Source organism: Saccharopolyspora taberi (genome assembly GCF_039534165.1).
In the GTDB taxonomy this organism is placed as follows: Bacteria; Actinomycetota; Actinomycetes; order Mycobacteriales; family Pseudonocardiaceae; genus Saccharopolyspora_D; species Saccharopolyspora_D taberi.
Genome location: NZ_BAAAUX010000014.1, coordinates 436558 through 462827, shown reverse-complemented (window position 1 = coordinate 462827; position 26270 = coordinate 436558). Strand labels below are relative to the sequence as shown.

Genomic DNA, 26270 nt, shown 5'->3' with positions numbered 1-26270 from the left:
CCTTCGGTCATCCCTCTTACGCGTGTCTTACGGCGCGCGCTCCCCAGTGGACGAACCCGGTGCCGCGCGGTCGAATGGCGTCATGACTGCACCCATCCCGCGCCCGCAGGCGGCCGTCGTGGGCCTGGTGAGCGCGGCGGTCGCGCTCGCGTCCGGACACCTCCTGGCCGGTGTGCTCTCGCCGCGCTCGTCACCGTTGCTGGCGGTCGGCAACACCGCGATCGACCTGACCCCGGCCCCGGTGAAGGACTTCGCGATCCGGATCTTCGGCACCGCCGACAAGAGCGCGCTGCTGATCGGGATGGCCCTGGTCATCGGCGCGCTCGCGGTCGCGGGCGGGCTGCTGTCGCGCCGCGCGCCCTGGCCCGGCGTGATCCTGATCGGCGCGTTCGGCCTGCTCGGGATCGCGGCCGTGGCCGTCCGCCCGGACTTCGCCCCGGCAGCCCTGCTTGCTCCGCTGGCGGCACCGGTCACCGGCATCTGGGCCTTCCTGACGCTGCACCGCGCGGTCTCGGCCGACGAGGCCGGAACGCGGCCGGACCGGCGGAGGTTCCTCACGACCTCGGTCTCGCTGGCGGCGAGCGCGGGGGTCGCAGGCGCGGTCGGCGCGTTCGCCGGATCGGGGACGGGCGCCGACGAGTCGCGGCGGCTGGCCGGCGCGAGGATCCCGCCGGTGACCCCGCCACCGCCGGGCGCGGACTTCACCGGCTCCGGCGGAGTCCCGTTCCTCACCCCGAACCGGAACTTCTACCGCATCGACACCGCGCTGAGCGTCCCGCAGCTGCGCGCCGAGGACTGGCGGCTGCGCCTGCACGGCATGGTCGACCGCGAACTCGACCTCGGCTACGAGGACCTGCTGCGCCGCGGGCTCATCATCAGGACCATCACCCTCGCCTGCGTGTCCAACGAGGTCGGCGGCGATCTGATCTCCACCGCCGAGTTCCACGGCGTGCCGGTGCGCGACCTGCTGCTGGAGGCCGGGGTCCGGCCCGGCGCGCAGCAGCTCTTCACCACCAGCGCCGACGGGTTCGACACCGGAACCCCGCTGGACGTGCTGCTGGAGGCGGACCGGGACGCGATGCTCGCGGTCGGCATGAACGGCGAGCCGCTGCCCTTCGAGCACGGCTTCCCGGTGCGGATGGTCGTGCCCGGCCTCTACGGCTACGTCTCGGCGACCAAGTGGCTCGTCGACGCCGAGGTCACCACCTTCGACCGCAGGCACTACTGGGAGAAGCGCGGCTGGGCCAAGCAGGCTCCGGTCAAGACCCAGTCCCGGATCGACCGGCCCAGGCCGCGGTCGTCGGTCCCGGCGGGCCCGGTCACGGTCGCCGGCGTCGCCTGGGCGCAGCACACCGGGATCGACCGGGTGGAGGTCCGCGTCGACGGCGGGCCCTGGCGGGAGGCCGAACTGGCGACCGACGTCGGCCGCGACACCTGGCGGATGTGGCGGGTGACCTTCCACCTCCCGCCGGGACAGCACGTGGTGGAGTGCCGGGCCACCGACCGCGCGGGCCGCACCCAGACCGGGAACCGGCAGCCGGTCCTGCCCGACGGCGCCACCGGCTGGCACTCGGTGGTGTTCGGCTGCGCCGGTTAGCGCGGCGGCTTCGCCTCCATGATCTCCGCGCGCCTCGTCCGTCCACAATGACTAGATCGGATGAGTGCACGCCGGCGCCGCGTCGTGTCAAATTCGCTTGTGACAGGCCCGGATTCCGGGTGGGCCGAGCGAAGGTCGAGGTTGTGATGCAGTCCGACGTCCAGCGCCAGCGCGCGGAGTGGGAGGCCGGTCTGATGGCGGGCGTCCCGGAGTCCAGGACCTGGCGGATTCCCGCGTTCGCCGACCACGGGGAGGTCACGATCACCGTGCGGCTGCCCGAGGTCCGCATCGTCGACTCCGCGGGCCGCGAGATCGGCATCGCTCCGCAGCAGGCCGACCTGATCGCCTCGAAGCTGGGCGGAATCTCGGACTGGCTGATCTACGGGGCCGCCGACCGGACCAACCCGTGACGGTCACCAGGAGCCGAGCGCGAGCCCGCTGTGGAACCGGCGTGCGACCCCGGTGACCGGATCGGTGAAAGCCAGGACCTTCGCGAGCAGTTGCAGCGGAGCGCTGAAGTCGTCCGGCGGCCGCTGCGCGACGACGGGGTAGAGGTCGTCGTTGAGGATCGGGACGCCCAGCGCGTTGAGGTGGACGCGGAGCTGGTGGGTCTGGCCGGTCCGCGGCAGCAGCCGGTACCGGCCGAGCCCGCCGCGGTGCTCGACGAGCTCGACGACCGTCTCGGCGTTGGGCTCACCGGGGACCTCCCGAGCCGCGGGCACACCGCGCTCCTTGACGATCCGGCTGCGCACCGCGCGGGGCAGCGCCAGCCCGGGGTCGAACGGCGCGATCGCCTCGTATTCCTTGTGCACCAAGCGGTTCTGGAACATCGTCTGGTACGCGCCGCGCAGCTCCGGGCGGATGACGAACAGCACCAGCCCGGCCGTCGTGCGGTCCAGCCGGTGAGCGGGGCTGAGATCGGGCAGGTCCAGATCCCGGCGCAACCGCACCAGCGCGGTCTCCGCGACGTGCCGCCCTCGCGGCGTGGTCGCCAGGAAGTGCGGTTTGTCGATCACCAGGATGTTGTCGTCGCGGTGGACGATGCCGATCTCCGATGGCACGGGCGCTTCCTCCGGCAGCTCCCGGTGGAACCACACGCTGCCGCCGGGCACGAACGGCGCATCGGGCTCCAGCGGCCCGTCGAGGTCGACGACGGCCCGCGCGCGGAACATCGCGTCGACCTGCTCGGCCCCGATCGGCAGCCGGTCGACGAGGTGATCGCGCACCGTCGCCCACGGCCCGCCTGCGGGCAGCCGCAGCCGCATGGCGTCGAGACCATCGCGCTGGGGGAGTGGGGACCGGAGCCTGCGTCGCATCACTCGCCAGCGTAACCGCTGGTCAGGAACCGGCGCGGGCGTACCCGGCCCGGTAGAGGTCGCGCAGGAGCGCGATCTCGCCCCCGTGGTGCATGACCTCGCGGTTGAGGTGCAGGATCAACGTCGCGAACGGGTATTCGGCCCACGGGCCTTCGGCCTCGCCCACGGGCGCGGCGAGCGCGGTCTCGTCGAGGCCGCGGATCCCGTCCCGCCACCAATGGTAGTTCGTGCGCAGCATCTCCAGCCCGGTCGCGGCGTCGCCCGGCCACTCGGCGGTGGTGATCGTCAGCGAACCGTCGCCGAAATGGCTGCTGGCGCGAATGCCGAACACCTGGACCGCGACGTGCGCGAGCCGCCAGGCGATCGTGGTGACCGGCGGAGGTTCGGGCACCGGCCAGGTCCAGTCGATCATGGAGCCGCCGCCCGGCCCGCGGCGTACGCTCCAGCACCCCTCGACCGGCTCCCACAGGTACTCGTCGTCGGTGAGCCCTTCCAGGCGCGGCCAGAGGTGCTGCTCCCAGTAGAAGTCCAGTTGCCCGACCAGCTCGTCACGCCAGATCATCACGCCTCCACCGACTGCTCGTCACCGCCCAGGATGCGCGGTGGGGCGAGGTAGCGCAGCGGCGGGGCCTCCCCGTGCTGGCGTTCCACCTGGACCAGCGCCTGCTGTCCGGAACACCCTTGGGACAGCGAAGAAGTCGGCACATCAGCGGTGAGCACGTTGGGATTGCCGTGCACGCACAGGGTGCCGCCGGGTTGGGCCGGGTCCTCCAGCGGGTCGAACCAGGCGCCGGTCGCGAGCACGACAACACCGGGAGAGACGTCGTCGCACAGCCGCGCGCCCGCCAGGCACGCCCCGCGGTCGTTGAACAGGCGGACCACGTCCCCCTCGGCGATGCCCCGTTCGGCGGCGTCGCGCGGGTTGATCCGCACCGGCTCACGTCCCTCCACTTTGGATTCCTGGCTGAGCGAGCCGACATCTCCCTGGCTGTGCAGGCGGGTTCTCGGCTGGTGCGCGATCAGCCGGAGCGGCCACCGGTCGGAGATCTCGGGCGCGAGCCAGGTGGGGTGGCCGGGGCAGTCCGGGTAGCCGAACCCGGCGATGGTCTCGGAGAAAAGCTCGATCCGCCCGCTCGGCGTGGCGAGCGGTTCGCCCCGGCGGAAGGCCGCGAGCGGGCGTCGCGGTGGCGTCGCGGGCATCCGGAGTTGCCCGGCGGCCCAGAACTCGGCGAACTCCGGGAGATCGTGGCCTTCGGCCGCCAGGTCCGCGCGCCAGCGCGAGTACAGGTGCTCCAGCCACTGCCGCTTGCTGCGGCCCTCGGTGAACTCCTCGGCCGTGCCGAGCCGTTCGGCCAGGCCGAGGAAGATGTCGTGGTCGTCGCGCGCCTGCCCGACGGGGTCGAGAATCCGGTGCATCGCGGTCAGATGCGTGTCGCGGCGGCCCGCTCCGATGTCCTCGCGTTCCAGCGTCGTGGTCACCGGCAGGACGATGTCGGCGTGCCGCGCGGTGGCCGTCCAGTGCGGTTCGTGGACGACGATCGTCTCCGGCACGGCGAACGCGCGCCGCAACCGGTTGAGGTCCTGGTGGTGGTGGAACGGGTTGCCGCCCGCCCAGTAGACGAGCCGGATCTCCGGGAAGGTGCGCCGTTGCCCGTCGTAGTCGTACTCCTGCCCGGGGTGCAGCAGCATGTCGGCGACCTTGGCGACCGGGATGAACGACGACACCGGATTGCGGCCCTGCGGCAGCGTCGGCAACTGCCGCAGCGGTCCGGCCTCGCCGATGTCGCCCATCGACCCGTAACCGTGGGCGAAACCGCCGCCGGGAAGCCCGATCTGCCCGAGCATCGCCGCCAGCGCCAGGCCCGCCCACACCGGCTGCTCGCCGTGGCGGATGCGTTGCAGCGACCACGAGACCGTCACCAGCGTGCGGCCCGCGGCCATCCGCCGGGCCAGGGCGCGGATGTCGTCGGCGGGCAGCCCGCAGATCCCGGCCGCCCAGTCCGCGGTTTTGGCGACTCCGTCGCGCATTCCTCGCAGGTACTCGGCGAAGACGTCGAAGCCCGTGCAGCGGGTGGTCAGGAACTCGCGGTCGTGCAGGTCCTCGGCCAGCAGCGTGTGCGCGAGGCCGAGCATCAGCGCGACGTCGGTGGCGGGCGTGACCGGATACCAGCGCGCGCCGGGCGGTCCGTCGTCGGCCAGCGGGCTGATCACGGCCAGCTCCACGCCCGAACCGGTCAGCGACCCGACCGCGACCGCGCTGGAGTGCCGGGTCAGCCCACCGGGCGTGACCGACAGGTTCTTGGCCGACAGCCCGCCGAAAGCGACCACGAGGTCGGTGTGCTCGCGGACCGTGTCCCAGGTGTCGCAGTGGCGCATCACGATGTCGGCGTCGCCCACGAGGTGGGGCAGCAGTACCTCGGACGTTCCCGTGCTGTAGGTGTTGCGGGACGTGGTGCAGCCCCCGATGGTGTTGAGGAACCGGCGCAGCTGGCTCTGGGCGTGGTGGAACCGGCCCGCGCTGGCCCAGCCGTAGGAACCGGCGAAGACCGCCTCGTTCGGTGTCCGGCGCAGCTGCTCGGCGACCAGGTCGAGCGCGGTGTCCCAGCCGACCTCGACGAACTCGTCGGATCCCCGGACCCCGCCGCCCTCCAGCCAGCCCCGCCGGACCGCGGGCGCGCGCACGCGCGTCGGATGCGCGACGGCGTCGGCGTTGCGCAGCAGGTCGGCCGGAGCGGGGTCGTCGGGGTGGCCGGTGACCTCGACCGTCCCGCCGGTGGCCGCGCGGGCGCGGTGGGCGCCCCAGTGCGAGGTCGTCGGGGACCAGCTCATGGTCGGCTCCTGCGTTCGGTTTCCGTTGGGGGACGGCCAGTGTCGCCCGGATTCCCCCTGGTGAGCCAGGTGCCATCGCACATCGTGGGATTCCACTGTGGACTCGTTGACGGTGCGTGGGGCGCTGGTTACGTTCGGCGCTGCGGGTCGGTTCCAATTGAAACCTCTCGTGCGTTGACCTAACCGCCGGCCCCGTCCGTCCTGAGCTCCACTCCGATCGAGAAGGTGGCGCGATGCAGCTCGGCATCCTCAGCCTGGGCAGTACCGAACCGGATCCGGTCAGCGGCCGGAAGCTGACGACCACCGAGTACTTCGACGACGTCGTCCGGCTGGCGACGCTGTCCGAGGAACTCGGCCTGGACTACTTCGGGTTCGGCGAACACCACGCCGGACGATTCGTGGCCAGCGCGCCGCCCGTGGTGCTGTCCGCGATCGCCGCGCGGACCAGCCGGATCCGGCTCATCACCACGGTGACGCTGCTGAGCACTCTGGACCCGGTGCGGGTCGCCGAGGACTACGCCACGCTCGACCACCTCTCGCACGGGCGGCTGGAACTGGTGGTGGGCAAGGGGAACTCGCCCAGCCCCTACACCGTGTTCGGCTACGACCGCGAGCACCAGTGGGACCTCCTGGCCGAGCACTACGAACTGCTCCGGCGGCTCTGGCGGGAGGAGGACGTGACGTTCTCCGGGCGGTTCCGCACGATCGACGAGCCGTTCACCAGCATCCCGCGGCCGCTCCAGAGCCCGCCACCGATCTGGCACGGGGTCGCGACCAGCCGCTCCTCGCCGGACCTCGCGGCCAAGCACGGCGACCCGATCTTCGTCGCCAACGCGATCCAGCCGATGGAGAACTACGGCGTGCTCGTCGACCACTACCGCGAGCGCTGGGAGCACTACGGCCACGACCCGAAGCAGGCGCGGGTCGGATCCGGCGGCATGCTGTTCGTCGGCAAGACCTCGCAACAGGCGCGCGACGACCTGCGCCCGTACTACGAGGCCCTGTGGGCCGACCGCGACCCGACCCGCGACCGCGGCGGGATCGGGGACGAGCCCGCGGGCCACACGCTGGAGAGCAACATCGCAGGCGGCGGGCTCTTCGCAGGGAGCCCGCAGGAGATCATCGACAAGATCGGCGTGTACCGGGAGCGCTTCGGCCACGACGTGATGATCTTCGGCGTCCAGGTCGGCGGTCTGCCGTACGGCAAGGTCGCCGAATCGCTGGAGCTGTTCGCGACCGAGGTCCTGCCGCAGCTGCGCTGAGCCGCGGTCACTCGTCTCCTGCGGGCTCGTCCCCAGCGCTCTTGTCCCCTGTGCCCTTGTCCTCAGCGCCCTTGTCCTCGGTGGGCTCGTCCCCGGGCGGTCCGGTGTCCTCGTCGCGCGGGGACACCGATTCCGCCGGCCGTCCGGCGAGTGCGCGTTCCAGGTCGGCCACCGCGGCGTTCAGGGCGCTGGGTTGACGGTCCATGCCCCACAGCCTGGCGGATCCGGATCACGCGTGGGACACGATCGGCCGAAAATCCGTTCGGACCGCTCAGGCTCGCAGGTCGCTGGCCAGGCCGAGCCAGGACAGCGCGCGGTCGGCGAGCTGGTCCGGGGTCTCGGCCAGGTCGAGGGTGATGCCGTCCTCGTCGGCCTCTAGCGGTTCCAGAGCGGCGAACTGCGAGTCCAGCAGTGCGGTCGGCATGAAGTGCCCCTTGCGGCTCGCCATCCGCGCGAGCACCAGCTCCTCGGGGCCGTGCAGGTGCACGAACTTCAGGTTCGGGGCGTGCTCGCGCAGGATGTCGCGGTACGGGCGCTTGAGCGCCGAGCAGGCCAGGACCGTGGCGGAACCGGCCGCCCGGCGGTCGCGCATCCACTCCGACAGGCTGCGCAGCCAGGGCAGCCGGTCGGCGTCGGTCAGCGGAGTGCCGGCGCTCATCTTGGCGATGTTTTCCGGTGAGTGGAACCGGTCCGCCTCCACGAACTCCAGTCCCGCCCGGCCGGCCAGCAGCTCGGCGACCGTGGTCTTGCCGGAACCGGCCACACCCATGACCACCACCTGGGTCGTCACGCCGTTCTCCCTTCTAGGATCGGATGTCTGGAACATCCGCGTTTCAATCGTCATACGAATCAGGGGGAGGGGTGCCGGTGATGGCGGTCCCGGACCGACAGACCCTGCACGACCGGGTCCTCGGCGTGCTCGGCCCGGCCATCGCGGGCGGTGAGTACCGCCCCGGCGACGTTCTCACCCTGGAGCGCATCGAGCAGCAGTTCGGCGTTTCCCGGACGGTCGCCCGCGAGGCGGTCCGGGTGCTGGAGTCGATCCAGCTCGTGGTGACCCGGCCGCGCACCGGCGTCACGGTCACCCCCACCGAGCGCTGGAACGTCTTCGACCCGCAGCTGATCCGCTGGCGCCTGGCGGGCCGGGGCCGCGACGCGCAGCTGCGGTCGCTGACCGCCCTGCGCGCCGCGGTCGAACCGGCCGCCGCGGCCCAGGCCGCGGTCAACGCCACCGACGACCAGCGCGCCCGCCTCGCCGAGGTCGGCAGGCGGCTCGACGCCACCGGCCGGGCAGGCGAGCTGGACAAGTTCCTCGACCTCGACATCGAGTTCCACGGGCTGGTGCTGCTGGCCTCCGGCAACGAGATGTTCGCCGGGCTGTCCGACGTCGTCGCCGAGGTGCTGACCGGCCGCACCGTGCACCACCTCATGCCGCCCACGCCGGAGGAGAAGGCGCTGCGGCTGCACGCCCTGGTCGCGTCCTCGATCGCGGCGGGCGACGCCGAGGTGGCCGAGGTGGCGATGCGCGGCATCGTCGCCGAGGTGGTGGCCGCGGTGGCCGATCCCGAGCTCCGCTGACCGCGCACCGCTGGTCCGGGCGGCCACGGTCTCAGGCCACCGTGCTGAGCAGCAGCACGAACACGAACCCGATCCCGCCGAGCAGGGTCTCCAGCACGGTCCACGTCTTGAGCGTGGTCTTGAGGTCCATGCCGAGGAACCGGCCGACCAGCCAGAACCCGGAGTCGTTGACGTGCGAGAGCACGGTTGCGCCGCACGCGATGGCCAGCACCAGCAGCGCCCGGTAGAGCGGCGAAAGCCCCTCGGTCGCGGCCACCGTCGGCGCCAGCAGCCCGGCGGTAGTGGTGATGGCGACCGTCGCCGAGCCCTGCGCCACCCGCAGCGCGGTGGAGATGACGAACGCGGCCACGATCAGCGGCAGGCCGATCGTGTTCAGGCTGTCCGACAGTGCGCCGCCGATGCCGCTGGCGCGCAGCACGCCGCCGAACATCCCGCCGGCACCGGTGATCAGGATGATCGCGCAGACCGGCGCCAGCGCGCCGTTGACGATCTGCTCCACGTCGGCCTTCGACCGGCCGCGGCCGAGCGCGATGATGCTGACGATCGCGGTGGCCAGCAGTGCGACCGGGGTCTCGCCGACCATCTGCAGCACCTGGACCCAGGTCTGGTCGCCGTCGACCACGCCCGCGGCGGCGAGCGTGTCCAGGCCGGTGTGCAGGAAGATCAGCACCAGCGGGAGCAGCAGCACGCCGACGACCGTGGAGAACCGCGGCAGCGGCGCGCCCGAGCCGTCCTGCTCGGTGCCGCCCTCGGTCAGCTCCGGGACCGGGACGTTCAGCCGCTTGCCGGTGATCTGCGCGAACAGGTACGCGCCGAGGTACCAGGTCGGGATGGTGACGGCCAGCCCGACCAGCATGACCAGCCCCATGTCCGCGCCGACCAGCTCGGCGGCGGCCACCGGGCCGGGGTGCGGCGGGACGAAGGCGTGCATCGCGGCGAAACCGCCCGCGGCGGGCAGCGCGTAGAGCAGCACCGAGCCGCCGAAGCGCCGGGCGACGCTGAGGATGATCGGAAGGAACACCACGAACGCGGCGTCGAAGAAGATGGGGAAGCCGAAGATCAGTGAAGCCACGCCCAGCGCCAGCGGGGCGCGGCCGGGGCCGAAGCGGTTGATCAGGGTGTTGGCCAGCACCTGGGCGCCGCCGGTGACCTCCAGCAGCCTGCCGATCATGGCTCCGAGACCGACCAGCAGGCCGACGGTGCCGAGCGTGCTGCCGAACCCGTCCAGCAGGGTGTCCACCAGCTTGTCGAACGGGATCCGGGTGGCGAGCCCGACCAGCAGGCTCACCAGCACCAGCGAGATGAACGCGTGCAGCCGGAACTTCATGATCAGCAGCAGCAGCAAGCCGACCGCGGCGGCCGCGATGAGCAGCAGCGGGCCCACCCCGTAGGCCGGTTGGATCGTTTCCACGTGAGGCTCCTCGACGTTGAGTGTGCGGACACTCTGCCTCAATGGTCATACGATTACAACAGTGGGTCCGGGATTTGAACCGGACCTCGTCAGATGCGGCCGTCCCACACCCGCCGCAGCGCGACGTCCGGGTCGCTGACGACCCGGCACGAGTCGTCGAACAGGAAGGTGGCGCGCTCGGCGCGGTCGTAGGCGGGCCAGCCGGGCTCGCCGTCGGCGATGAACTCGATCCACTCGGAGTGCATGGCCCGGGTGACCGCCTTCGCCCGATCCGAGTCAAGCCTGCCGAGCACGGCGCGCAGCCGGGGCGTGACCCTGCCGAACACGAACGGCAGGTCCAGGGTGTGCGGGGCGCCCATGCCCTCACCGCGCGGCGCGATCCGCCAGTCCAGCCGGTACATCCACGCCCGCCCGCCGCCTGCCAGGTGCGCCTCGGCGAACCGGATCGCGGGCAGCCACCACTCCGACGACGTCACGACGTGCCGCCGGACCTGCTCGTCGGTCCAGTCCGCCAGCAGCTCCCGGTAGGCGGCGGTGGCCGCGGCGGTCGTGGCGGCGTCGACGGTCATCGAGTTGTCGGTGCGGAACCCGGTGACGCCGGCGAGCGCGGCGAACAGGTCCTGCTCGTCGTGGTTGTGCCCGATCAGCAGCGCGACATCGCGGGCCGCTCCGGCGGCGACCGCGTCGATCGGCCGCCGCGGCAGCGTCGTGCCGTCGACCACGACCTGGTACGGCACCGCGATCGGCGAGGCCGCCGACACCGCCGACTGCGCCTCGATGATCCGCCGCACGGGGACGTCGCGGAGGCTCCCGGCGTCGGTGCCGAGCTCGGCCAGCACCGCGTCGGCAGTCGTCGCGGCCTCCTCCGGGGTGCCGACGACGACTCCGACCCCGGTCCCGCTCTGCACGATCGCGCGCTGGAACAGGCCGCGCGCGGCCGGTGCCGCCAGCAGCGTCCCGACCGTGCGCCCGCCGTTGGACTCCCCGCCGACGGTGACCCGCTCCGGGTCGCCGCCGAACGCGGCGATGTTGTCCCGAACCCAGCGCAGCGCCGCGACCTGGTCGAGCAACGAGAAGTTGCCGCCGCCGAAGACCTCGGGCAGGTGCAGCAGCCCGAGGACGCCGAGCCGGTACCCGACGGTCACCACGACCACGCCGTGCCGCGCGAACATCGTGCCGTCGTACTCGTTGGGGGAGCCGATCACCGCGCCACCGCCGTGGATCCACACGAACACCGGGTGCGGACCGCCGCCGGCGGGCGCGTAGATGTTGAGGTGCAGGCAGTTCTCGTCCCCGACGACACCGGACGGGCCCGGTTGCGGAGCGGACGGGCCGAACCGGGTCGCGTCGCGGACCCCCGGCCACGGCTCCGGCGGCCGAGGTGGGGCGAACCGGAGCTCGCCGACGGGTGGCGCGGCGTAGGGAACCGCCTTGAACACCCGGATTCCGTCCCGTTCGGCGCCGCGCAGGGCGCCGTCGCCGATCTCCACGTCCACGTCGGCTTCTTCACCTCGCACTCGTCGTTGCCGGGTCCAGCCTAGACCGAACCTGGCTCCACGCAGGTGAATCCGGGAAATCCTCTGTGGATACTAAAAATTTTTGGTCATGCTCGGCCTGTGCTAGACAGATCGCCATGTTCCAGCGCTACGTCGCGGTCGGCGACAGCCAGACCGAAGGGCTCTACGACATCGGTCCGGGGGGCGCGCTGCGGGGCTGGGCGGACCGGCTCGCCGAGCGGCTGGCCGAGGTGCGACCGGACCTGCGGTACGCGAACCTCGCCGTGCGCGGGAGGCTGGCGAGCCAGGTCCGCGCCGAGCAGGTCCCGGCGGCGCTGGTGCTGCGGCCGGACCTGGTCACCGTCTGCGCCGGGATGAACGACCTGCTGCGGCCACGGGCCGACGTCGCCCGGGTCGCCGCCGACCTGGACGCGATGTTCGGCGAGCTGACCTACGCGGGCGCGCACGTGGTCGCCATGACCTACCCCGACATCGGCCGGATCATGCCGGTCGCGCGCTACCTGGTGCCCAGGGTGATCGCGCTCAACGCCGGGATCCGGCGCGCCGCCCGCCGCTGGGGAGCCACGCTCGTCGACGCGTTCCCGCACCCGGCGGTGGCCGATCAGCGGCTGTACTGCGTCGACCGCCTGCACGCCAACGCCGAGGGGCACGCCCGTTTCGCGGCGGCGGTGGCGCACGCGCTGGGCGTGCCGGGCAGCGACGACGGCTGGACCACGCCGCTGCCGCCCCTGCCACCGCGGTCGCGGTGGCAGCACGCCGGAACCGAGCTGAAGTGGCTCGCGACCTTCGTCGCGCCCTGGCTCGGGAGGAACCTGCTCGGGCGGACGTCCGGAGCCCGCCCGGTGGCCAAACGCCCCGCTCTCACCCCCGTGGTACCGGCCCGGACGTGACTACGGGCGCGCGTCCCAGAGCGGCCGGATCGCGTCGAGCAGCGGTTCCGGCACGGCAGGCGGGTCCTCGGGCGCTTCGAACTCGGCGATCTGGGCGCCGACCAGCTCGTGCTCGGCCAGCACCTCGCAGACCGCGTGCAGGTCGGTCAGCGACAGCCCGCCGGGGACGCGGTAGTCGGTCGGGACCGTGCCCGGTTCGAGGACGTCGCAGTCGAGGTGGAAGTAGACCGGCCTGCCCGCGACGGCTGCCCGCAGGTCTTCGGCGATGCGGCTGCCCGGCGGGACCAGCCGGACGGCGCCGCTGTCGATGAGCCGCTGCTCCGGCGGATCGATGTCCCGAGCGCCGCCGAGCACGATGTTGCCGAGGCGGAGACCGTCGCCGAGCCCGGAGTCCCACAGCCCGGCGGGGCCGGACAGCGCCATCCCGCCGAGGAAGTCGGTCGTGGTGTTGCCGGGGGTGTTGAGGTCGGCGTGCGCGTCGAACCAGACCACGCACGCGTCCGGCCGGTGCCTGGCGACCACGGGCAGGGTCGCGAGCGCGGCGCTGCAACGGCCCATCGCGGTCAGCGGCGTGCGTCCAGTGCGGAACAGGCGCTCGTAGGTGTCGGCCAGTTCGCGCAACGCGGGCAGTGCCGCGTCGAGTTCGGTCTTCCAGCCGGCGTTGAGCGCGGGCTCGGGCGAACCGACCTGCTCGACCGGAATTCCCAGGCGCCGCGAAAGCCCGGCGGCGACGGCCGCCGATCCTCGCATGGCGAGATCGTTGTGATCACCGCAGCGGGCGCGGAAGGCGGTCAGAGCGAAGTCATGTGCTGTCACCACGCGAAACTAACAGCTCGCCGCCGCAGGAGCGCAACGATTTCGCACGCCGTTGGCAGCCTTCGAGGTCCACATCGGACACCGTTCAGCTCATCCGGACCAGCGCCCGGAGGGGCAGGACCCGCATGAGGGCGCCCAGCGGCGCCCACGGCCACGGCGGGACGTAGGCCCGCGCGGGTTCCCGCTCGACCGCCCTGACCAGCGCGCGGCAGCCCTTGTCCAGCGACGCGATCAGCGGGGTGTTGGGAACCTTGGCGTTCATCTCGGTGCGGATGTAGCCGGGGTAGATCGTGCTGACCTTCACCCCGGGGAGCTTGGACCGCAGCGCCTCCGCGCGCAGCCCCTCGCCGAGCGCGGCCAGCCCCGCCTTCGTCGCGGCGTAAGTGGTGCGGTTGCCGGGAAAACCGCGCACCGCGCTCATCGACGAGATCAGCACGAGGTGCCCGGAGCGCTGCTCGCGCAGCACCTCCATCGCCGCCTCGGCCTGCGCGAGCGCGGCGACGAAGTTGGTCTCCGCGGTCTGCTTGTTGGCGTAGAAGTACCCGGTGCCCAGCGGCTGGCCCTTGCCGAGCCCGGCGTTGACGATGATCCGGTCCAGCGAGCCCAGCCGGTCCCGGAACTCCCGGAACGCGGCGAAGACGTCGTCGTGGTCGTTGACGTCGAGCCTGCGGATCACGACGGTGATCCCCGGATGCCGCCGCGTGAGCTCGTCGCGCAGCTCGTCGAGCTGCTCGGTGCGGCGCGCGCACAGCGCCAGGCCGTGGCCCCTGGCGGCGAACTCCCGCGCCATGCCCATGCCGAGCCCCGCGCTCGCACCGGTGATCAGGATGTTCTTGCGCATCTGTGGCCTCCCGGCACGTTCTTACCGGTCGGTAGCACGGCGTCGCAAGTGGGTGGGTCCGGGGATGGCTGCCCGAGAGCAGTCATCGACGGACTGGTCAGACCCGAGACGCGGTACCGCTGGTCATCGACGGTGCCGGGTCTTGGGTTCCGGTCTGGTCGGTGGATCCGGTCGGCGACAGCTGACGGGTGTCCTCGGTGCCGGAGATCACCTTGCGGATTGCGTTGTCCTTGAGCCATTGCAAAGTCGTCCGGATCTGGTCGTCGACCTCCCACCGGTCGAGCGCGTCGGACTGCAGCAGCTGCGTGATGAAGTTGAAGGTGTCATGCCGGTGGTTGTCGCGTTCGTTGATCAACGCCGTGACCACCGCTTCGACCTCGTCGGGCCGTTCGGCGAGCCGAAGGGCGAACTGGCTCAGATCCCCGGCGGCCATGATGGACCGGTAGTGCGCCACCCGTGCCTCCAGCACCTCCCTGCGGTGCTCCTCCTGCCTGGTGCGAACTTCCTGGGTCAGGGTCTCCGCCACGTTCTCGCGCGTGAGCCGCCGCCGGATGCCCGCGTGTTCCCTGCTGGCCTGGTCCATGGCCAACCGGACGAACCCCTCCGTCCACAGCCCGAAGTCGGTGCCGACCGCTCGTCTGGCGAGTTCCTGGTTGGCGGCTTCTTCGGCGAGTTCGACCTGCTCGACGTCGAACCGGCGGGTGATCTTGCGCAGGGCACTGAGGATGGCGGGCGACAGGGCGGCGCGGACGTCCGGAACTCCGTCCAGAACCACGCGAGAGGGATCGGAGACCCGCCAGTGCACATCGATGTCGGCGCGGAAGTCGAACGCGTCGCCCCGGCTGGGGAGATCCGCTTCGATCCGGATCACGTGCCTGCCCATATTGACTTCGTAGACGGTGCGGATCCCCTTCATCATGAGATCGCCGAATGTCGGCTGGCTGCTGGGCTGGAAGACCAGATGTTCGCCGGTGACGGTGACGAAGACCCGCGAGACGCGAGAGCTGACCGGTGGCCTCCGCTGGAGGAACTCCAGCGGCCCCAGGCGTTGTTCGGCGATGATCGGTACGAACAGCCGCACCGGAGGGGGTGGGAGATCGGGCATCGGTTCGACGGTTGGCTGTTCGACCGGAAGGTCGGGCTGGTCCTGCGTCAGCTGCTCTTCGTGTTCGTTCATGGATTCTCCTAGATCTGAGCCAGGTAGAGCGACGATTCGAGCCGGGTGGCGACATCGTCGGGAAGCGGGTCTGACCAGTCGCGCCGCATCCTGGTCAGCAGGTAGAGAAGGCGGCGCAGGTCACCGTCGTCGGACACCAAGTGCGGGAGGAACTCGGCGAGGGCGTCGAGACAGTCGGCGTCGCGCTCGGCAGCACGGATCCACCTGCCCAGCAGTTCCCTGGCGATCCAGTTCCCACCCCGGCAGCGGAGTGCCCGTCGCAGCAGGTCCGCGAACGACTCCGTGAGTTGCTCGTCCTGTTCCCGAAGGGCGAGCAGGAGTGGCCACCTGTCACGGCTCGCGGGAAGCGGTGGGTGCTCGTGGCTGGCCGACAGCGTGAGCAGTCTCAGGTCGTACCCGCGGAGCGCGACGATGTGCACGATGGTCAGCAACGCCAGCCAGCGGAGACTGCTGCGCTCACTGCGGATCCAGGTGGCCAGGCAGTCCAGGACGCTGCGCATCTCCCCGAAGGCGAAGAGCTTGGACAGGCTGTAGCTGGCGACGTTGGCGAGTCCGTGCTCGTCGTCGTCCTCGTCGAGCGCGGATCGCCTCTCGGCCGGTGTTCCGAGGATGCGGAGCTCCTCCAGCGAGGTGTTGATGGCTCGCCGCCCCAGGTTGTAGCCGAGCGTCGCCGCGGCCGTCCAGCGCCTGCTGGGCTCACCCCGGCGGCGCCAGGTTCGTAGACGCTCTTCCACCGCTGCTCGCACCCGGCTGTCGCGGGCGGCCTGGTCAAGCGCGACAGCCGCGAACATCCGCTGGCGTTCTTCGTAGCCCTCTTCCGGTTCGTCGATCAGCGGATCGATGAGTTTGGTGAAGGCGTAGGTGAAGTCCAGTGCCAGGAGCAGCCCCGATGCCTGGGCGGCGCGGATCCAGACCGACGCGCGGAGGTCCTTGCTCAGTTGCTCCAACCACTCGACCATCGCGTCGCGCATGTTGTGGTGGTTTTCCCAGACGTACCTGAGCACCGCTACCGGAAAGCGCTCGTCCTGGTACTCGGCCAGGTGAACCGAGATCCTCACATGGCCGAACGCGGCGTATCCGCCCACGACCCGCGCACGTGCAGCGGGCAGCCTGTTGTTCTGATCATCCGCGAACAACGAGCCCCGCTGGTCGCGGTAGGGGTTGACCGTCTTGAGGAAGTGCTGCGCGAGCTTGCCCCCGGCTTCGGCGATGATGTGGTACGGGGTGCCGTCGAAGACCGCCAGGGAGATGCGGAAGGCCGCCAGCCGCAGCGCCTCGGCGAGGTCGGTCTCCGATCGCAGCTCCCTCACCTCGGCGAACCATTCGGCCACCTGGTGGTGCACGAACAGCGACCCCTGCCGCTCGACTTCTTCGAGGGTGATGTCCGCTCGCCCGTGCTGGACGAGGAGACCGGCCATTCGCGCGATCTCGGCGGGACGCGGTGCTGGACCGAGCGCATCCCGCACCCGTGCTCCGGCGGCGAGTTCGAGCAGTCGGTCTTCCAACCCGTCCTCGTCGTCGGGCCGCACCTCCCGTGATATGTGCCGGGCGAGCAGCTCGTCGGCGTCCGGGGCCTCGCACGCGTGGGCGTATCCGCCGAGGTCATCGGGACGAAGCCGCTTTCCCTGCGAGATCAGCACGCAGAAGGCCGAGCGTTTCACCAGGTTGTCGCGCAGTTTGTCCAGGTTCGCCTCGGTGAGGGTGCGCTCGGCGGGCAGCGGGAGCTCGACCACGTAGCCGGTGTCCTGGTCGAAGTCCCTTTCCGACAACGACTTCAGGTCCTTCCCGAGGTCCAGGCGGAACACCTTCCCGCTCGCCACCTCGTCCAACAGGCGTAACGCCGTCGTCGCACGGCCGGTACCGGGGAGACCGTGGATGACCACCAGACGCCGGTCGCACAGCGTTTCCATCAGGCGGGTGTAGTTGTGCACCGCCACGTAGCGGTCGCGGACCCACTCCAGGATCTCTTCGCGGACCGACCCCGAGGTCAGCGCCAGGCGTTGGCCGATGAAAACCTCGTACCGGTCGCCGATCTGCATGTCGCGGATGTCCGCGTCGGTGACGACTGCCGCGGGGCCGTCCATGCGAAGGCTGCGGAAGCCCCGAAGATAGGCGTCGTTGGCCGAACGGGATTCCGACCCGAGAGGGTTGCTGACACCTTCCCTGCTCTGATCGCCCGCCGGCTCGGAAACCGGAGTTGGCGAAGGTTCTTCGGGCTGGCCGGCCGGGGGCGGTTGCGGTGCGGGGTCGGCAGGGGCGTCCGTGCTCATGGCCTTTCACCCTCGCCGAAGTCGTTGAAGGCGCCCACGACCAACGTCTCGATCTTGCTTTCCGCGCCGAGAACGGTTGCCGGTCCGTTGATGGTGCCGACCTGGCTCGCCGACTGCGGCGCGGAGGTCTTCTTCCGCGGCCGACGGGTTTTCCTCCGGTGGCGGGTCGCGTCGGGAGGAACCGAGTACCCCGGGATGTAGAGCCAGGCAGGGGCGCCGGCGTCGACCGGGCGGTACCGGTCAGCATCGATGTAACGGCCGCCTGCGCGCACGACGGACTGGAACACCTCGTCGGAAACTGCTACGGCGACTCTGGCGGCGTGCGCTACGGAAAGGGAATCCCGCGTGATGTCGGATCCGGCGAGGCGGCGGGCGAGTGCGCGGTCGGATTGGCGTTGCCCGCAGTGAACACCGATCCGCACTTGTGCGGGAGAGGAGCCGAGCTCACCGGCCCTCAGCGCTCTGTCGAACTGCTCGATCCAGATGCCGAGGGCGCTCGCGCCCTGCAGGTGGTCCTGGAAGGAGATGATGGTGCCGTCAGGAGCGGCTTCGATCCTGCGCTGGGCAGACCCGAGCTGTGCGGCGGTGAAGGCCTCTTCCGCAGCCCGTTCGATGCGCATGGGTTCTTCGGGCTGGACCCCCTGCAGGCTCAGGATCAGGTGCCTCGCCTTGGCGGGCTCACCGGTGTGGGCGCGCAGCGCGGAAGCGAGGCGCTCGGGAGCGATTCGAGGAACCCGAACCCATGCCTCGGCCTGGAAGTCCTTGTCCTGGTCGGCGACAAAGACCCGGACGAACTCCTCGGGACGCAGCGAAGTGTGCCGCTGGTACACCGTGTCCTTGAAGATCTGCTCCGAAATGATCAGGGCGAGGTTCGCGGTGCTGTCCATGTCGAGCGCATCCCGGACCGGCCTGCAGTCGAGGAGGCGGCTCACCACCACCGGTCCCTTGCCCGCATAACCGTTGGGGGCCGGGTATGCGACCCCGTGGTGCATGGCGACGCGGAGCCGCAGCCGGGCCTCGGCGACCCGGTCGTGGTTGTACTCGTCGAGCCAGGCGTCGAGTTCGCGGATGAACGCATCGACGAGCCGGGGTTCGGTACCGTCGCTCGGGAGCAGGGCGAGTTCGCCGTCACCGCCGGGCTGGGTTCGCCAGATCGACCGGTCGAGCCCGGCGCGCTCGGCGGCGTCGGTCAGCGCGGCGACCAGGGCTCGCTGGATCTCGCCCTGACGCCGGTCATCGCCGCGGCCGTACCGCCAGGCGTCGGCGGCGAGGCAGAGAAACCGGGAGAATCCGTCTGCGTACGACAACGCACTCCTCCTTGGAAGGAATTCGGGGGTTCGCTGGCAGTCACCCTGTGGCATGTCCGGCGACAAGACTCCGTACTAGTACGGGATTTCGTCATTCCATCCGCTGAACCGGCGTAACCGGGCCATGTTCGTGACTACGATCCGTCGATATCTCCGCTGAACCACGCCCTCCTCCTGCAACCAGTGGAGGGCCTTCTCCGCGCTTGTCAGGGCGATCCCCGCGAGCGATGCGAGTTCGGCTTGGCTGAGCGGAATGCCGAGATCCAGACCGCAGGAAGTGGCGGCGCCGTACCGGGCCGCGAGTGAGACGAGGATCCGCGCGAGGCGGATCGGGGCGGGGCAGGCGACGAGGTCGACGCGGCGGTGGTTCGCCCACCGGAGGTGTTCGCTCAGCACCCGGGTGAACGTCAGCATGACGTCTGGGTGCCGGCTCAGGAAGTCAGCCAGCTGGCGACCGCGGACCAGCCTGGCCTGCACCGGGGTGCACGCGATCGCGTCCTCGTTCCGCCGTTGCTGCTCGAACAACGCGGTCTCCCCGAGCACGTCGCCGCCCACTCGGACGGCGAGCAGGACGTCGTGGCCGTTGCCCGGGTTGCTGACCACCTTGACGGACCCGGACAACAACACGAGCACGTGTCTGCCCGGATCCCCCTGCTTGATCACGAACTCGCGCGGCCGGTACATGATCGGAACTCCGAGACCCAGAAGTGCCTCGCGGCTGCGCTCCTTGAGCAGCCCGAGCAGGGATCCGTCAGGCCAGTGCCTTGGGTTCAGCGCCTTCTCCTCGGGGCGAAACTGCACGGACACCGGAATTCCTGCACGGGAGCGCCGTGAACACCTCGTCGTACGAAGGGATTGCTGATGTGGATGAGCCGGGCAAAACCGTCGTACGACCTGTTGTGGGCGGAGGTGTCACCTGACGATGGAGCTGGTCACCCATTGGACAGGAGGCAGTAATGGTTGGCGTGGCACGTCCGCAGGACGACTGGCGGAAAGAGACCTCCGGACTCGATGTGGCATTGGCGACGATGGGCTCGTTCCAAGGCGTGGTTCAGCACGCCGATGAGAAGGTCCGCACGCTGGTCGCCGTCCACGGTGGGCTCACCGCGTTCATGACGGCCCAGCTGGGGTTGTTGGCGAAGCCCGCACTTCCGTCGCAGGCAAGCATCGTCGGGATCACTCTCCTCGGTGTGTTCGTGGCCGGATCAGTGCTTTCCGGGGTGCATCTGTTCCAAGCGCTGCGGTCGAGAACAGCTGGTCCATCGGAACCGAACAGGTTCGCGTTCCCCAACGTCGCGGCCGGCGTCCGACCCCTGACCCAGCACGACGACCTCAACAGGCAATGCGCCGAGGCGTGGCGGGTCGCGAAGCTGCTCGCCGAATTGGCCGTGGCCAAACACCGCCACGTCAATCGGGCCCTGATGTGGACGGTTCCGGCCATCGCGGCCTCGATCGGCTCGCTGGTGCTACTCGCCGCTGTTCGCTAACGGGGTCAGGGCGAGCCGAGTCCGGCTATGAGCTGAAGCGCACGTTGATCCCGGATGACGGTTCGCCGATAACCGGTGGTGATCACCTGAAGACGTCGCAATTCGGCGAAGATCTTGTGCACCGTGGGTTCGGCCGCGCCGACCAACGCCGCGAGCTCGGGTTGCGTGAGAGCGACTCCCAGCGTGAGACCCTCCGGGGTCTGCTGACCGTAAGTCGTGCTGAGCTCGACGAGGACTCTGGCGATCCGGACCCGCGTCTCACATCCGCTGAAATCGATGCGCCGCCGGGTGGACCAGCGAAGCTTGCCACCCACGCTGCGACTGATCGCGAGAGCGGCATCCGGATGCGCGGCGAGGAAGGCATGGAAGTCCGACTGCTGGATCACGCGTGCCGCGAGTCTTCCCGCCGTCGTTATGGTCGCGGAACGGGGTTGCTGGTCGAGGCTCGCCAGCTCGCCGATGACCTCGCCGCCGATTCGGATCGCCAGCAGGGCCAGATTTCCCTCGGCGGTCGTCGCGGTCACTTTGACGCAGCCGTTCAGCAGCACGAAGACGTGGGTGGATCGCTCACCCTGGTGGAGGAGAACATGGCCGGCCTCGAACTCGCGCAGTGCGCCCAGATTCAGCAAAGCCGTGCACGTGGCGGGCGAGAGGCTGGAAAGAAGACTGCTGGGCGGCCACCTGACCTCCTGGCGTCGCTGAGCACTCACGGTTCCCCTTTGTCCGTCCCGGATGACGTTTGCAAGGAATCGTGAAAGCTGTCAACGCCATTCCACCGGGTGCACCAATGGGTGGAGCGCCGTTCGAATGGTGCTGCCCCCCAATGTCACCCGCCGAAAGCCCGCGCGACGGACAGACTGTCCTCGTAAACGTCGTAGCGCACGATCAAGCCGTCCTCGACCGTCAGGTGCAGCGCGCACATCGCCGTGTAGTCGCGGCCGGTCGGCCGGGCCCGCTGCCGGATCTCGCAGAGGATCACGGCGTCGTCGCCGTCGACCAGGATCCGGCTGACCCCGCTGCCGTTGTGCTCGGGCACGTGGAAGCCGGCGAGTTCGCGGAAGTGGTCGGCGGCTTCCGCGCGGGTCGAGCGCTCGCGGATCCACGGTGTCGCCGGGTGCGCGCCCGCGGGCCAGCTCAGGCGCCATTCGACGTCGTCGGCGAACAGTTCGCCGATCCGGTCGGGTTCTCCGATGCGGCGCAGGAATTCCTCGGCTGTCGCGCGGGTGCTCATGATCGACATCGTAAGCGGTCCCACCGACGGTCAACCGTCGGAGAACGGGGCCAGCACGGTGTTGTGCTGGCGCTGGTAGATGACCGAGGTGCGGAATCCGACCACCTCGCGGCGGTTGCTGAGCTGGTCGACCAGGAACGCGTGCAGGTGGTCCAGGTTCGGCACCGCCACGTGCAGCACGAAGTCGTCCCCGCCCGCCAGGACGAAGGCGGTCAGCACCTCCGGCATCCGGCCGACGGTGTCCTTGAAGGCGTCGATCACCGCGCGGCTCAGCGGTCTGATCTGCACGCTCACCAGCGCCTGCACCTCCCGGTTGAGGGCGCCGAGGTCGATGTCGGCGTGGTAGCCGCGGATGACCCCGCGCCGGGTTAACGCGCGCACCCGTTCCAGGCACGTCGACGCCGCGATGCCGAGCGTGCGCGCGAGTTCGCGGTTGGACTGCCGCGCGTTTGCCTGCAGTTCGCGGATGATCGCCGAATCAAGTTCGTCCACGGTCGCCTCCTCCGGGGGATTCCGATCATTTGATCAGATGCGGGCTCCGGTTCCCGGCCGAATGGCTAGCTTCGCCGCGACAAGCTGTTCGTTCGAAAGAGGATCCTGTGTCTGCACCTGGGAAGCTCGGTCTGGCCGACGGAACCGCACTGTTCGTGGGCGCGGTGCTCGGCCCCGGGGTGCTCGCGCTGCCCGCGCTCGCGGTGGCGGCCGCGGGACCGGCGTCCGTCGTCGCGTGGGCCGGGCTGCTGGTCTTGAGCGCACCGGTCGCGTGGACGTTCGCGACCTTGGGGGCCCGCTACTCGGACGGCGGTGGCCTGGCGGCGTTCGTCGGGCACGCGTTCGGGCCGCGTGCCGCTGTCGTGGTGGGCTGGTGGTTCTACTTCGCGGTCCCGCTCGGCGTGCTTGCCGGTGCCCTGATCGGTGCCGACTACGTCACCGCCGCGCTCGGCGCGGGCGGGGGAGCGGGACTCGTTCTGGCCTGCGTACTGCTGGTGGCGGCGTTTCTGGCCAACCACATCGGTCTGCGAGTGGCCGGACGAGTCCAGTTGCTGCTGGTGGGTCTGCTGGTCGTGCTGCTCGTGGTCGCGGTGCTGACCGCGGGTGCGCACTTCGAGACCGGACGGTTCACGCCGTTCCTGCCGCACGGCTGGGTGGGAGTGGCCGAAGCCGGGAGCGTGCTGTTCTTCGCCTTCGCGGGCTGGGAAGCGGTCAGCAGCCTCTCGGCCGAGTTTTCCGATCCCCGAAGGCAACTTCCTCGCGTCACTGCTTGGACGTTCGTGATCGTCGGGTTGCTCTACGCGGCGCTTGCTGTCACCACGGTTGGTGTCCTCGGCCCGGAAGCGGCAAACACGGCGGTTCCCCTCACGCTGTTGTTGGAGCGGGGTATCGGTGCTGCCGCCCCGGAGGTAAGCGCGGTCGCAGCGGTGCTGCTGAGCTTCGGCGCGATCAACGCCTACCTGGCAGGCGGCGCGCGGCTGGGCGCCGCGCTCGCCCGCGACGGCGGACTGCCCACGCGGCTCGCCTCGGAACGCCGCAGCCTCGCGTTGCTGGCGGTGGTCACCGCGCTGCTCGTCGCCGTGGTGGTGGTCGCCGGGGTCGAGCTGGACCTGCTGATGCGCGCCACCTCGGCCTGCCTGGCCGCGGTCACTTTCGCCGGGACGGCCGCTGCGGTCCGGCTGCTGCGCGCGGGAGGACGCAGGATCGCGATCGTCGCGACCGCGTTCACCGGGGCGGTTCTGCTCGCCTGCGGTCCGTTCCTGCTGCTTCCGCTCGCACTCGGCCTGGCCGCTTGCGCCAGGCGAACCGCTCCCACCGGGGCCCTACGATGACCGGATGGACAAGCCTCCGGAAGTCCGGTTCGCCGGTGTCTCGCTGGACTGCGCCGACCCGGACGAGCTGGCCGCCTTCTACATCGGCCTGCTGGGCGGTCGCCTGCTCCGGCGCGACGAGGACAGCGCCGGCGTCCAGGTGCCCGGGCTCCTCATGGTCATGCAGCGGGTGGCGGACTACCGCAAGCCGGTCTGGCCGGGCGCCTCGATCGTGCACCTCGACCTGACCGCCGGAGACAGCCTCGCCGAGGCCGAACAGCGGGCGCTCGCCCTGGGCGCCACCGCGGCCGAGCACCAGCCGGACGAGCGCTGGCGGGTGCTGCTCGACCCGGCGGGCCACCCGTTCTGCATCACCACCGTCGCTCCGCCGCCTGAGGTACTGCGCTCCACATTCGGGTTCTGACCGGGAATCGCAGCAGGTCGCGACCGCGGCACGTGGGACGATGGCGGGCGTGCTGCAACCGAAGCGGGCCGTTCGGGGTTCCTTGGGACATGGGTGAGACCGACACCGACGGCGAGGTCCTCGCGGCACTCGTCGAGGACCTCGACGCGGGCTTCGCGACGCTGGTGCGCGCGTACGAGCGCGCCGTGTACTCCGTCGCGCTGCGCGTCAGCGGCCGGCCTGCCGACGCCGAGGACCTGGCGTCCGAGGCGTTCCTGCGCGCCTACCGGGCGTTGCAGGGCTACGAGCCCGAGCGGATCCGGCAGCTCTCGCCCCGGTCGTGGTTGCTGACGATCGTGCTGAACCTGTGGCGCAACGCGCTCCGCGACGCGGGCCGCAGACCCGACCAGGTCCCGGTCGCCGACCCGCCGGAGCGCGCGGGCGGCGGCCCGAGCGTCGAGGAGCAGGTCGAGGGCGGCGAGACCCGCGCCGAACTCGGCGCGCTGGTGGCCGAGCTGCCGGAGAACCAGCGGGTCGCGGTGGTGCTGCGGCACGTCGTCGGCATGCCCATCGCGGAGGTCGCCGCGACCATGCGCTGTGCCGAGGGCACCGCGAAATCCCACGTGTCGCGCGGGCTGCGCCGCATCCGCGAGCTCTACACCGGCGCGCGCCCGATGTCGATCGCCGGAAGGAGGCAGCTTCGATGACGGTCAACGGTCGTGATCCCGTCCTGGCCGCGCTGGGCGAGCTGGCGGAGGCCCCGCCGCGCGGGCTCGCCGACCGCGTGTTCAGCGACTGGGTGCGGGTGCCGAGCGCGTTCGGCGACCTGTACGTGGCGTTCAGCGGGCAGGGCGTCAACTTCGTCCGCCCGGTCGACGCGGTGCGCGGCGAGGAGGAGTTCGCCGCGGAGTTCCACCGGGAGCTGCGGCGGCCGTTGCGGGCCGCGCAGCAGCCGCCGAGCGGTCTGGTGACGGCGCTGCGCCGCAACCGCACCCGGTCGGTGCGGGTGGATCTGCGGCACCTGACGGACTTCGAACGCGCGGTGCTGGAAACCGCCCGCACGATCCCCGCCGGGCAGACCCGTCCGTACAGCTGGGTCGCGCGGGAGATCGGCAGTCCCCGCGCGGTGCGGTCGGTCGGATCGGCGCTGGCGCGCAACCCGGTTCCGGTGCTGGTTCCCTGCCACCGGGTCACCAGGGCCGACGGCGAGCCCGGCGAGTACGTCTTCGGCGCCGAGTTCGGGGAGCGGCTGCTGCGGGCCGAGGACGTCGACGTCGACGAGGTGCGGGAGCTGGCCCGGTCCGACGTGTTCTACCTGGGCAGCGACACCACCAACATCGTCTGCTTCCCGACCTGCCACAACGCGCGCCGCATCAGCGCCCCGCACCGCAGGGGCTTCCGCAGCGTCGACGCGGCGCGGAAGGCGGGGTACCGGCCGTGCAAGCACTGCCGCCCGGCGCTGGCGGGCACGGCATGAACGCGGAGCTGGCCAAGGTCGTCGAGCTGCTGCGGAGCATGGACGCGGTGCTGGTCAACGTCGGGCACGGTCGCGGTGAACGCTCCACGGCCGACGCGGATGCGTTCGTGCGGGCCTGGGCCGACGGTGGCGGCGAGCTCGGGACCGTCGTGTCGTGGCCGGCGACCGCGGCGTCGTGGCTGCGGCCCGCGTGCCGGTTCGCCGCGGGTGCGCCGGACGCGTGGGTGGTGGCGGCCGAACCGGGGGAGTGGACCGGGATCGGGCCGCGGCTGGCCGCGACCGGGCTGTGGCGGCCGCACCGGACGGTGGCGTTCTCCGGGCTGGCCGGGCTCGCCGACGGTGTCGACGGGCTGCGCGGAGCGACCGAGGACGGGGCGGGCTGGATGTTCTTCGACGGTCAGCTGGTGGTCGGGTGATGGAGATCTTCCCGCGGGAGCGGGCAGTTCTGGCTCCCGGCGCGGTGCACGTCCCGGACTGGCTGGGCGTCGACGAGCAGCGGATGCTCGTGCGCGCCTGCCGCGAGTGGGCCACCGGCCGGATGCGCGCGGCGAGAATGCCCAACGGCGCCACCATGTCCGCGCGGACTGTGTGCCTGGGATGGCACTGGTACCCGTACCGCTACTCCCGGACGCTGGACGACCAGGACGGATCACCGGTGACGCCGTTTCCCGGCTGGCTGGGCGAAATCGGCCGCCGCGCCGTCGCGGAGGTCTACGGGCACGAGGACTACGAACCCGATGTCGCACTGGTGAACTTCTACGACGACAGCGCGAGGATGGGGCTCCACCAGGACAGGGACGAGCAGAGCCTGGAACCAGTCGTGTCGCTGAGCCTCGGCGATTCGTGCGTCTTCCGCCTGGGAAACACCGAGAACCGGAACCGGCCGTGGACCGACGTCGAGCTCCGGTCCGGCGATCTGCTGGTGTTCGGCGGCGAATCGAGGCTGGCCTACCACGGGGTGCTGCGGATCCTGCCCGGTACGCGGGAGCAGGACATCGGGCTGCCGCGGGGAAGGCTCAACATCACCATGCGGGTGTCCGGGATGGACTGAGGTGCAAC

28 protein-coding genes are annotated in these 26270 nt (G+C 70.8%); 12 read left to right on the top strand and 16 right to left on the bottom strand.

The genetic code is table 11. From position 1 onward, the window contains the following. Positions 1 to 82: 82 nt before the first annotated feature. The gene (locus ABD691_RS16425; protein WP_344680583.1) at positions 83 to 1597 is read left to right on the top strand and encodes a molybdopterin-dependent oxidoreductase; all 1515 of its coding nucleotides are present in this window, start codon (positions 83 to 85) and stop codon (positions 1595 to 1597) included. Positions 1598 to 1743: 146 nt separating this feature from the next. Then, a complete protein-coding gene (locus ABD691_RS16420; protein ID WP_344680581.1) occupies positions 1744 to 2007 on the top strand; it encodes a hypothetical protein in 264 nt (87 codons plus the stop codon). Positions 2008 to 2010: 3 nt separating this feature from the next. On the opposite strand, the gene ABD691_RS16415 is transcribed toward ABD691_RS16420, so the two are convergent. The 3 genes from ABD691_RS16415 to ABD691_RS16405 are packed head-to-tail and all read right to left on the bottom strand — an operon-like array spanning position 2011 to position 5742. After that, positions 2011 to 2913 (bottom strand): RluA family pseudouridine synthase, encoded by a 903-nt coding sequence (locus tag ABD691_RS16415; RefSeq protein ID WP_344680579.1) that lies wholly within the window; start codon positions 2911 to 2913, stop codon positions 2011 to 2013. A 22-nt stretch (positions 2914 to 2935) separates the two neighbouring features. Next, positions 2936 to 3475: a DinB family protein gene (locus tag ABD691_RS16410; protein WP_344680578.1), complete on the bottom strand. Its 540-nt coding sequence runs from the start codon at positions 3473 to 3475 to the stop codon at positions 2936 to 2938. Next, positions 3475 to 5742 carry a molybdopterin-dependent oxidoreductase gene (locus tag ABD691_RS16405; protein ID WP_344680577.1) on the bottom strand — a complete coding sequence of 756 codons (2268 nt, stop codon included), beginning with the start codon at positions 5740 to 5742 and terminating at the stop codon, positions 3475 to 3477. Before ABD691_RS16405 ends, ABD691_RS16410 begins: the two co-directional genes overlap by 1 nt. A gap of 233 nt (positions 5743 to 5975) precedes the next feature. Between ABD691_RS16405 and ABD691_RS16400 the strand changes: the two genes are divergently transcribed. After that, a complete protein-coding gene (locus ABD691_RS16400) occupies positions 5976 to 7004 on the top strand; it encodes an LLM class flavin-dependent oxidoreductase (RefSeq protein ID WP_344680576.1) in 1029 nt (342 codons plus the stop codon). 7 nt (positions 7005 to 7011) lie between these two features. Here ABD691_RS16400 and ABD691_RS16395 read toward each other — a convergent pair whose 3' ends face one another. Both ABD691_RS16395 and ABD691_RS16390 read right to left on the bottom strand, forming a co-directional pair. Beyond that, positions 7012 to 7209 (bottom strand): hypothetical protein, encoded by a 198-nt coding sequence (locus tag ABD691_RS16395; RefSeq protein WP_344680574.1) that lies wholly within the window; start codon positions 7207 to 7209, stop codon positions 7012 to 7014. A 66-nt stretch (positions 7210 to 7275) separates the two neighbouring features. Continuing rightward, entirely contained in the window at positions 7276 to 7794 is a 519-nt protein-coding gene (locus ABD691_RS16390; RefSeq protein ID WP_344680572.1) for a gluconokinase, read from the bottom strand. Between the two features lie 80 nt (positions 7795 to 7874). Here ABD691_RS16390 and ABD691_RS16385 point away from each other — a divergent pair, with 80 nt between their 5' ends. Next, positions 7875 to 8582, top strand: a complete 708-nt coding sequence (locus tag ABD691_RS16385) for a FadR/GntR family transcriptional regulator (protein WP_344680570.1) — start codon at positions 7875 to 7877, stop codon at positions 8580 to 8582. Between the two features lie 31 nt (positions 8583 to 8613). On the opposite strand, the gene ABD691_RS16380 is transcribed toward ABD691_RS16385, so the two are convergent. Further along, positions 8614 to 9993: a GntP family permease gene (locus ABD691_RS16380; RefSeq protein WP_344680568.1), complete on the bottom strand. Its 1380-nt coding sequence runs from the start codon at positions 9991 to 9993 to the stop codon at positions 8614 to 8616. 89 nt (positions 9994 to 10082) lie between these two features. Then, a complete protein-coding gene (locus ABD691_RS16375) occupies positions 10083 to 11489 on the bottom strand; it encodes a carboxylesterase/lipase family protein (RefSeq protein ID WP_344680566.1) in 1407 nt (468 codons plus the stop codon). A 137-nt stretch (positions 11490 to 11626) separates the two neighbouring features. On the opposite strand from ABD691_RS16375, the gene ABD691_RS16370 reads away from it, so the two are divergent. Next, on the top strand, positions 11627 to 12400 hold the full coding sequence (locus ABD691_RS16370) for an SGNH/GDSL hydrolase family protein (protein WP_344680564.1): 774 nt from the start codon (positions 11627 to 11629) through the stop codon (positions 12398 to 12400). Here the strand turns inward: ABD691_RS16370 and ABD691_RS16365 are convergent, their stop codons facing one another. The 6 genes from ABD691_RS16365 to ABD691_RS16340 form a co-directional block, all read right to left on the bottom strand. After that, positions 12401 to 13216: an arginase family protein gene (locus ABD691_RS16365; protein WP_344680562.1), complete on the bottom strand. Its 816-nt coding sequence runs from the start codon at positions 13214 to 13216 to the stop codon at positions 12401 to 12403. A gap of 85 nt (positions 13217 to 13301) precedes the next feature. Next, complete coding sequence (locus ABD691_RS16360; protein ID WP_344680560.1) at positions 13302 to 14057, bottom strand: SDR family oxidoreductase; 756 nt, start codon at positions 14055 to 14057, stop codon at positions 13302 to 13304. A gap of 97 nt (positions 14058 to 14154) precedes the next feature. Further along, on the bottom strand, positions 14155 to 15234 hold the full coding sequence (locus tag ABD691_RS16355; RefSeq protein WP_344680558.1) for an SPFH domain-containing protein: 1080 nt from the start codon (positions 15232 to 15234) through the stop codon (positions 14155 to 14157). Between the two features lie 8 nt (positions 15235 to 15242). Continuing rightward, positions 15243 to 17318, bottom strand: a complete 2076-nt coding sequence (locus tag ABD691_RS16350; RefSeq protein ID WP_344680556.1) for a hypothetical protein — start codon at positions 17316 to 17318, stop codon at positions 15243 to 15245. 182 nt (positions 17319 to 17500) lie between these two features. Then, positions 17501 to 18877, bottom strand: coding sequence for a hypothetical protein (locus ABD691_RS16345; RefSeq protein WP_344680554.1), 1377 nt, complete (start codon positions 18875 to 18877; stop codon positions 17501 to 17503). Between the two features lie 9 nt (positions 18878 to 18886). Beyond that, the gene (locus tag ABD691_RS16340; protein ID WP_344680552.1) at positions 18887 to 19618 is read right to left on the bottom strand and encodes a Crp/Fnr family transcriptional regulator; all 732 of its coding nucleotides are present in this window, start codon (positions 19616 to 19618) and stop codon (positions 18887 to 18889) included. Between the two features lie 149 nt (positions 19619 to 19767). Here ABD691_RS16340 and ABD691_RS16335 point away from each other — a divergent pair, with 149 nt between their 5' ends. Continuing rightward, positions 19768 to 20298 carry a Pycsar system effector family protein gene (locus tag ABD691_RS16335; protein ID WP_344680550.1) on the top strand — a complete coding sequence of 177 codons (531 nt, stop codon included), beginning with the start codon at positions 19768 to 19770 and terminating at the stop codon, positions 20296 to 20298. A 5-nt stretch (positions 20299 to 20303) separates the two neighbouring features. On the opposite strand, the gene ABD691_RS16330 is transcribed toward ABD691_RS16335, so the two are convergent. The 3 genes from ABD691_RS16330 to ABD691_RS16320 all read right to left on the bottom strand — a co-directional run bounded on the left by ABD691_RS16330 (position 20304) and on the right by ABD691_RS16320 (position 22021). Next, complete coding sequence (locus ABD691_RS16330) at positions 20304 to 20927, bottom strand: Crp/Fnr family transcriptional regulator (protein WP_344680548.1); 624 nt, start codon at positions 20925 to 20927, stop codon at positions 20304 to 20306. 197 nt (positions 20928 to 21124) lie between these two features. Next, entirely contained in the window at positions 21125 to 21529 is a 405-nt protein-coding gene (locus ABD691_RS16325) for a nuclear transport factor 2 family protein (protein ID WP_344680547.1), read from the bottom strand. A gap of 30 nt (positions 21530 to 21559) precedes the next feature. Continuing rightward, complete coding sequence (locus ABD691_RS16320) at positions 21560 to 22021, bottom strand: Lrp/AsnC family transcriptional regulator (RefSeq protein ID WP_344680545.1); 462 nt, start codon at positions 22019 to 22021, stop codon at positions 21560 to 21562. 107 nt (positions 22022 to 22128) lie between these two features. Between ABD691_RS16320 and ABD691_RS16315 the strand changes: the two genes are divergently transcribed. The 6 genes from ABD691_RS16315 (at position 22129) to ABD691_RS16290 (ending at position 26262) form a co-directional block, all read left to right on the top strand. Then, complete coding sequence (locus ABD691_RS16315) at positions 22129 to 23352, top strand: APC family permease (RefSeq protein WP_344680543.1); 1224 nt, start codon at positions 22129 to 22131, stop codon at positions 23350 to 23352. A 4-nt stretch (positions 23353 to 23356) separates the two neighbouring features. Then, entirely contained in the window at positions 23357 to 23755 is a 399-nt protein-coding gene (locus ABD691_RS16310; RefSeq protein WP_344680541.1) for a VOC family protein, read from the top strand. Positions 23756 to 23844: 89 nt separating this feature from the next. Further along, entirely contained in the window at positions 23845 to 24441 is a 597-nt protein-coding gene (locus ABD691_RS16305) for an RNA polymerase sigma factor (RefSeq protein ID WP_425565091.1), read from the top strand. Next, positions 24438 to 25211, top strand: coding sequence for a methylated-DNA--[protein]-cysteine S-methyltransferase (locus tag ABD691_RS16300; RefSeq protein WP_344680538.1), 774 nt, complete (start codon positions 24438 to 24440; stop codon positions 25209 to 25211). Before ABD691_RS16305 ends, ABD691_RS16300 begins: the two co-directional genes overlap by 4 nt. Continuing rightward, positions 25172 to 25627, top strand: a complete 456-nt coding sequence (locus ABD691_RS16295) for a type 1 periplasmic-binding domain-containing protein (RefSeq protein WP_344680537.1) — start codon at positions 25172 to 25174, stop codon at positions 25625 to 25627. Before ABD691_RS16300 ends, ABD691_RS16295 begins: the two co-directional genes overlap by 40 nt. After that, the gene (locus ABD691_RS16290) at positions 25627 to 26262 is read left to right on the top strand and encodes an alpha-ketoglutarate-dependent dioxygenase AlkB family protein (RefSeq protein WP_344680536.1); all 636 of its coding nucleotides are present in this window, start codon (positions 25627 to 25629) and stop codon (positions 26260 to 26262) included. Before ABD691_RS16295 ends, ABD691_RS16290 begins: the two co-directional genes overlap by 1 nt. Positions 26263 to 26270 lie beyond the last annotated feature (8 nt).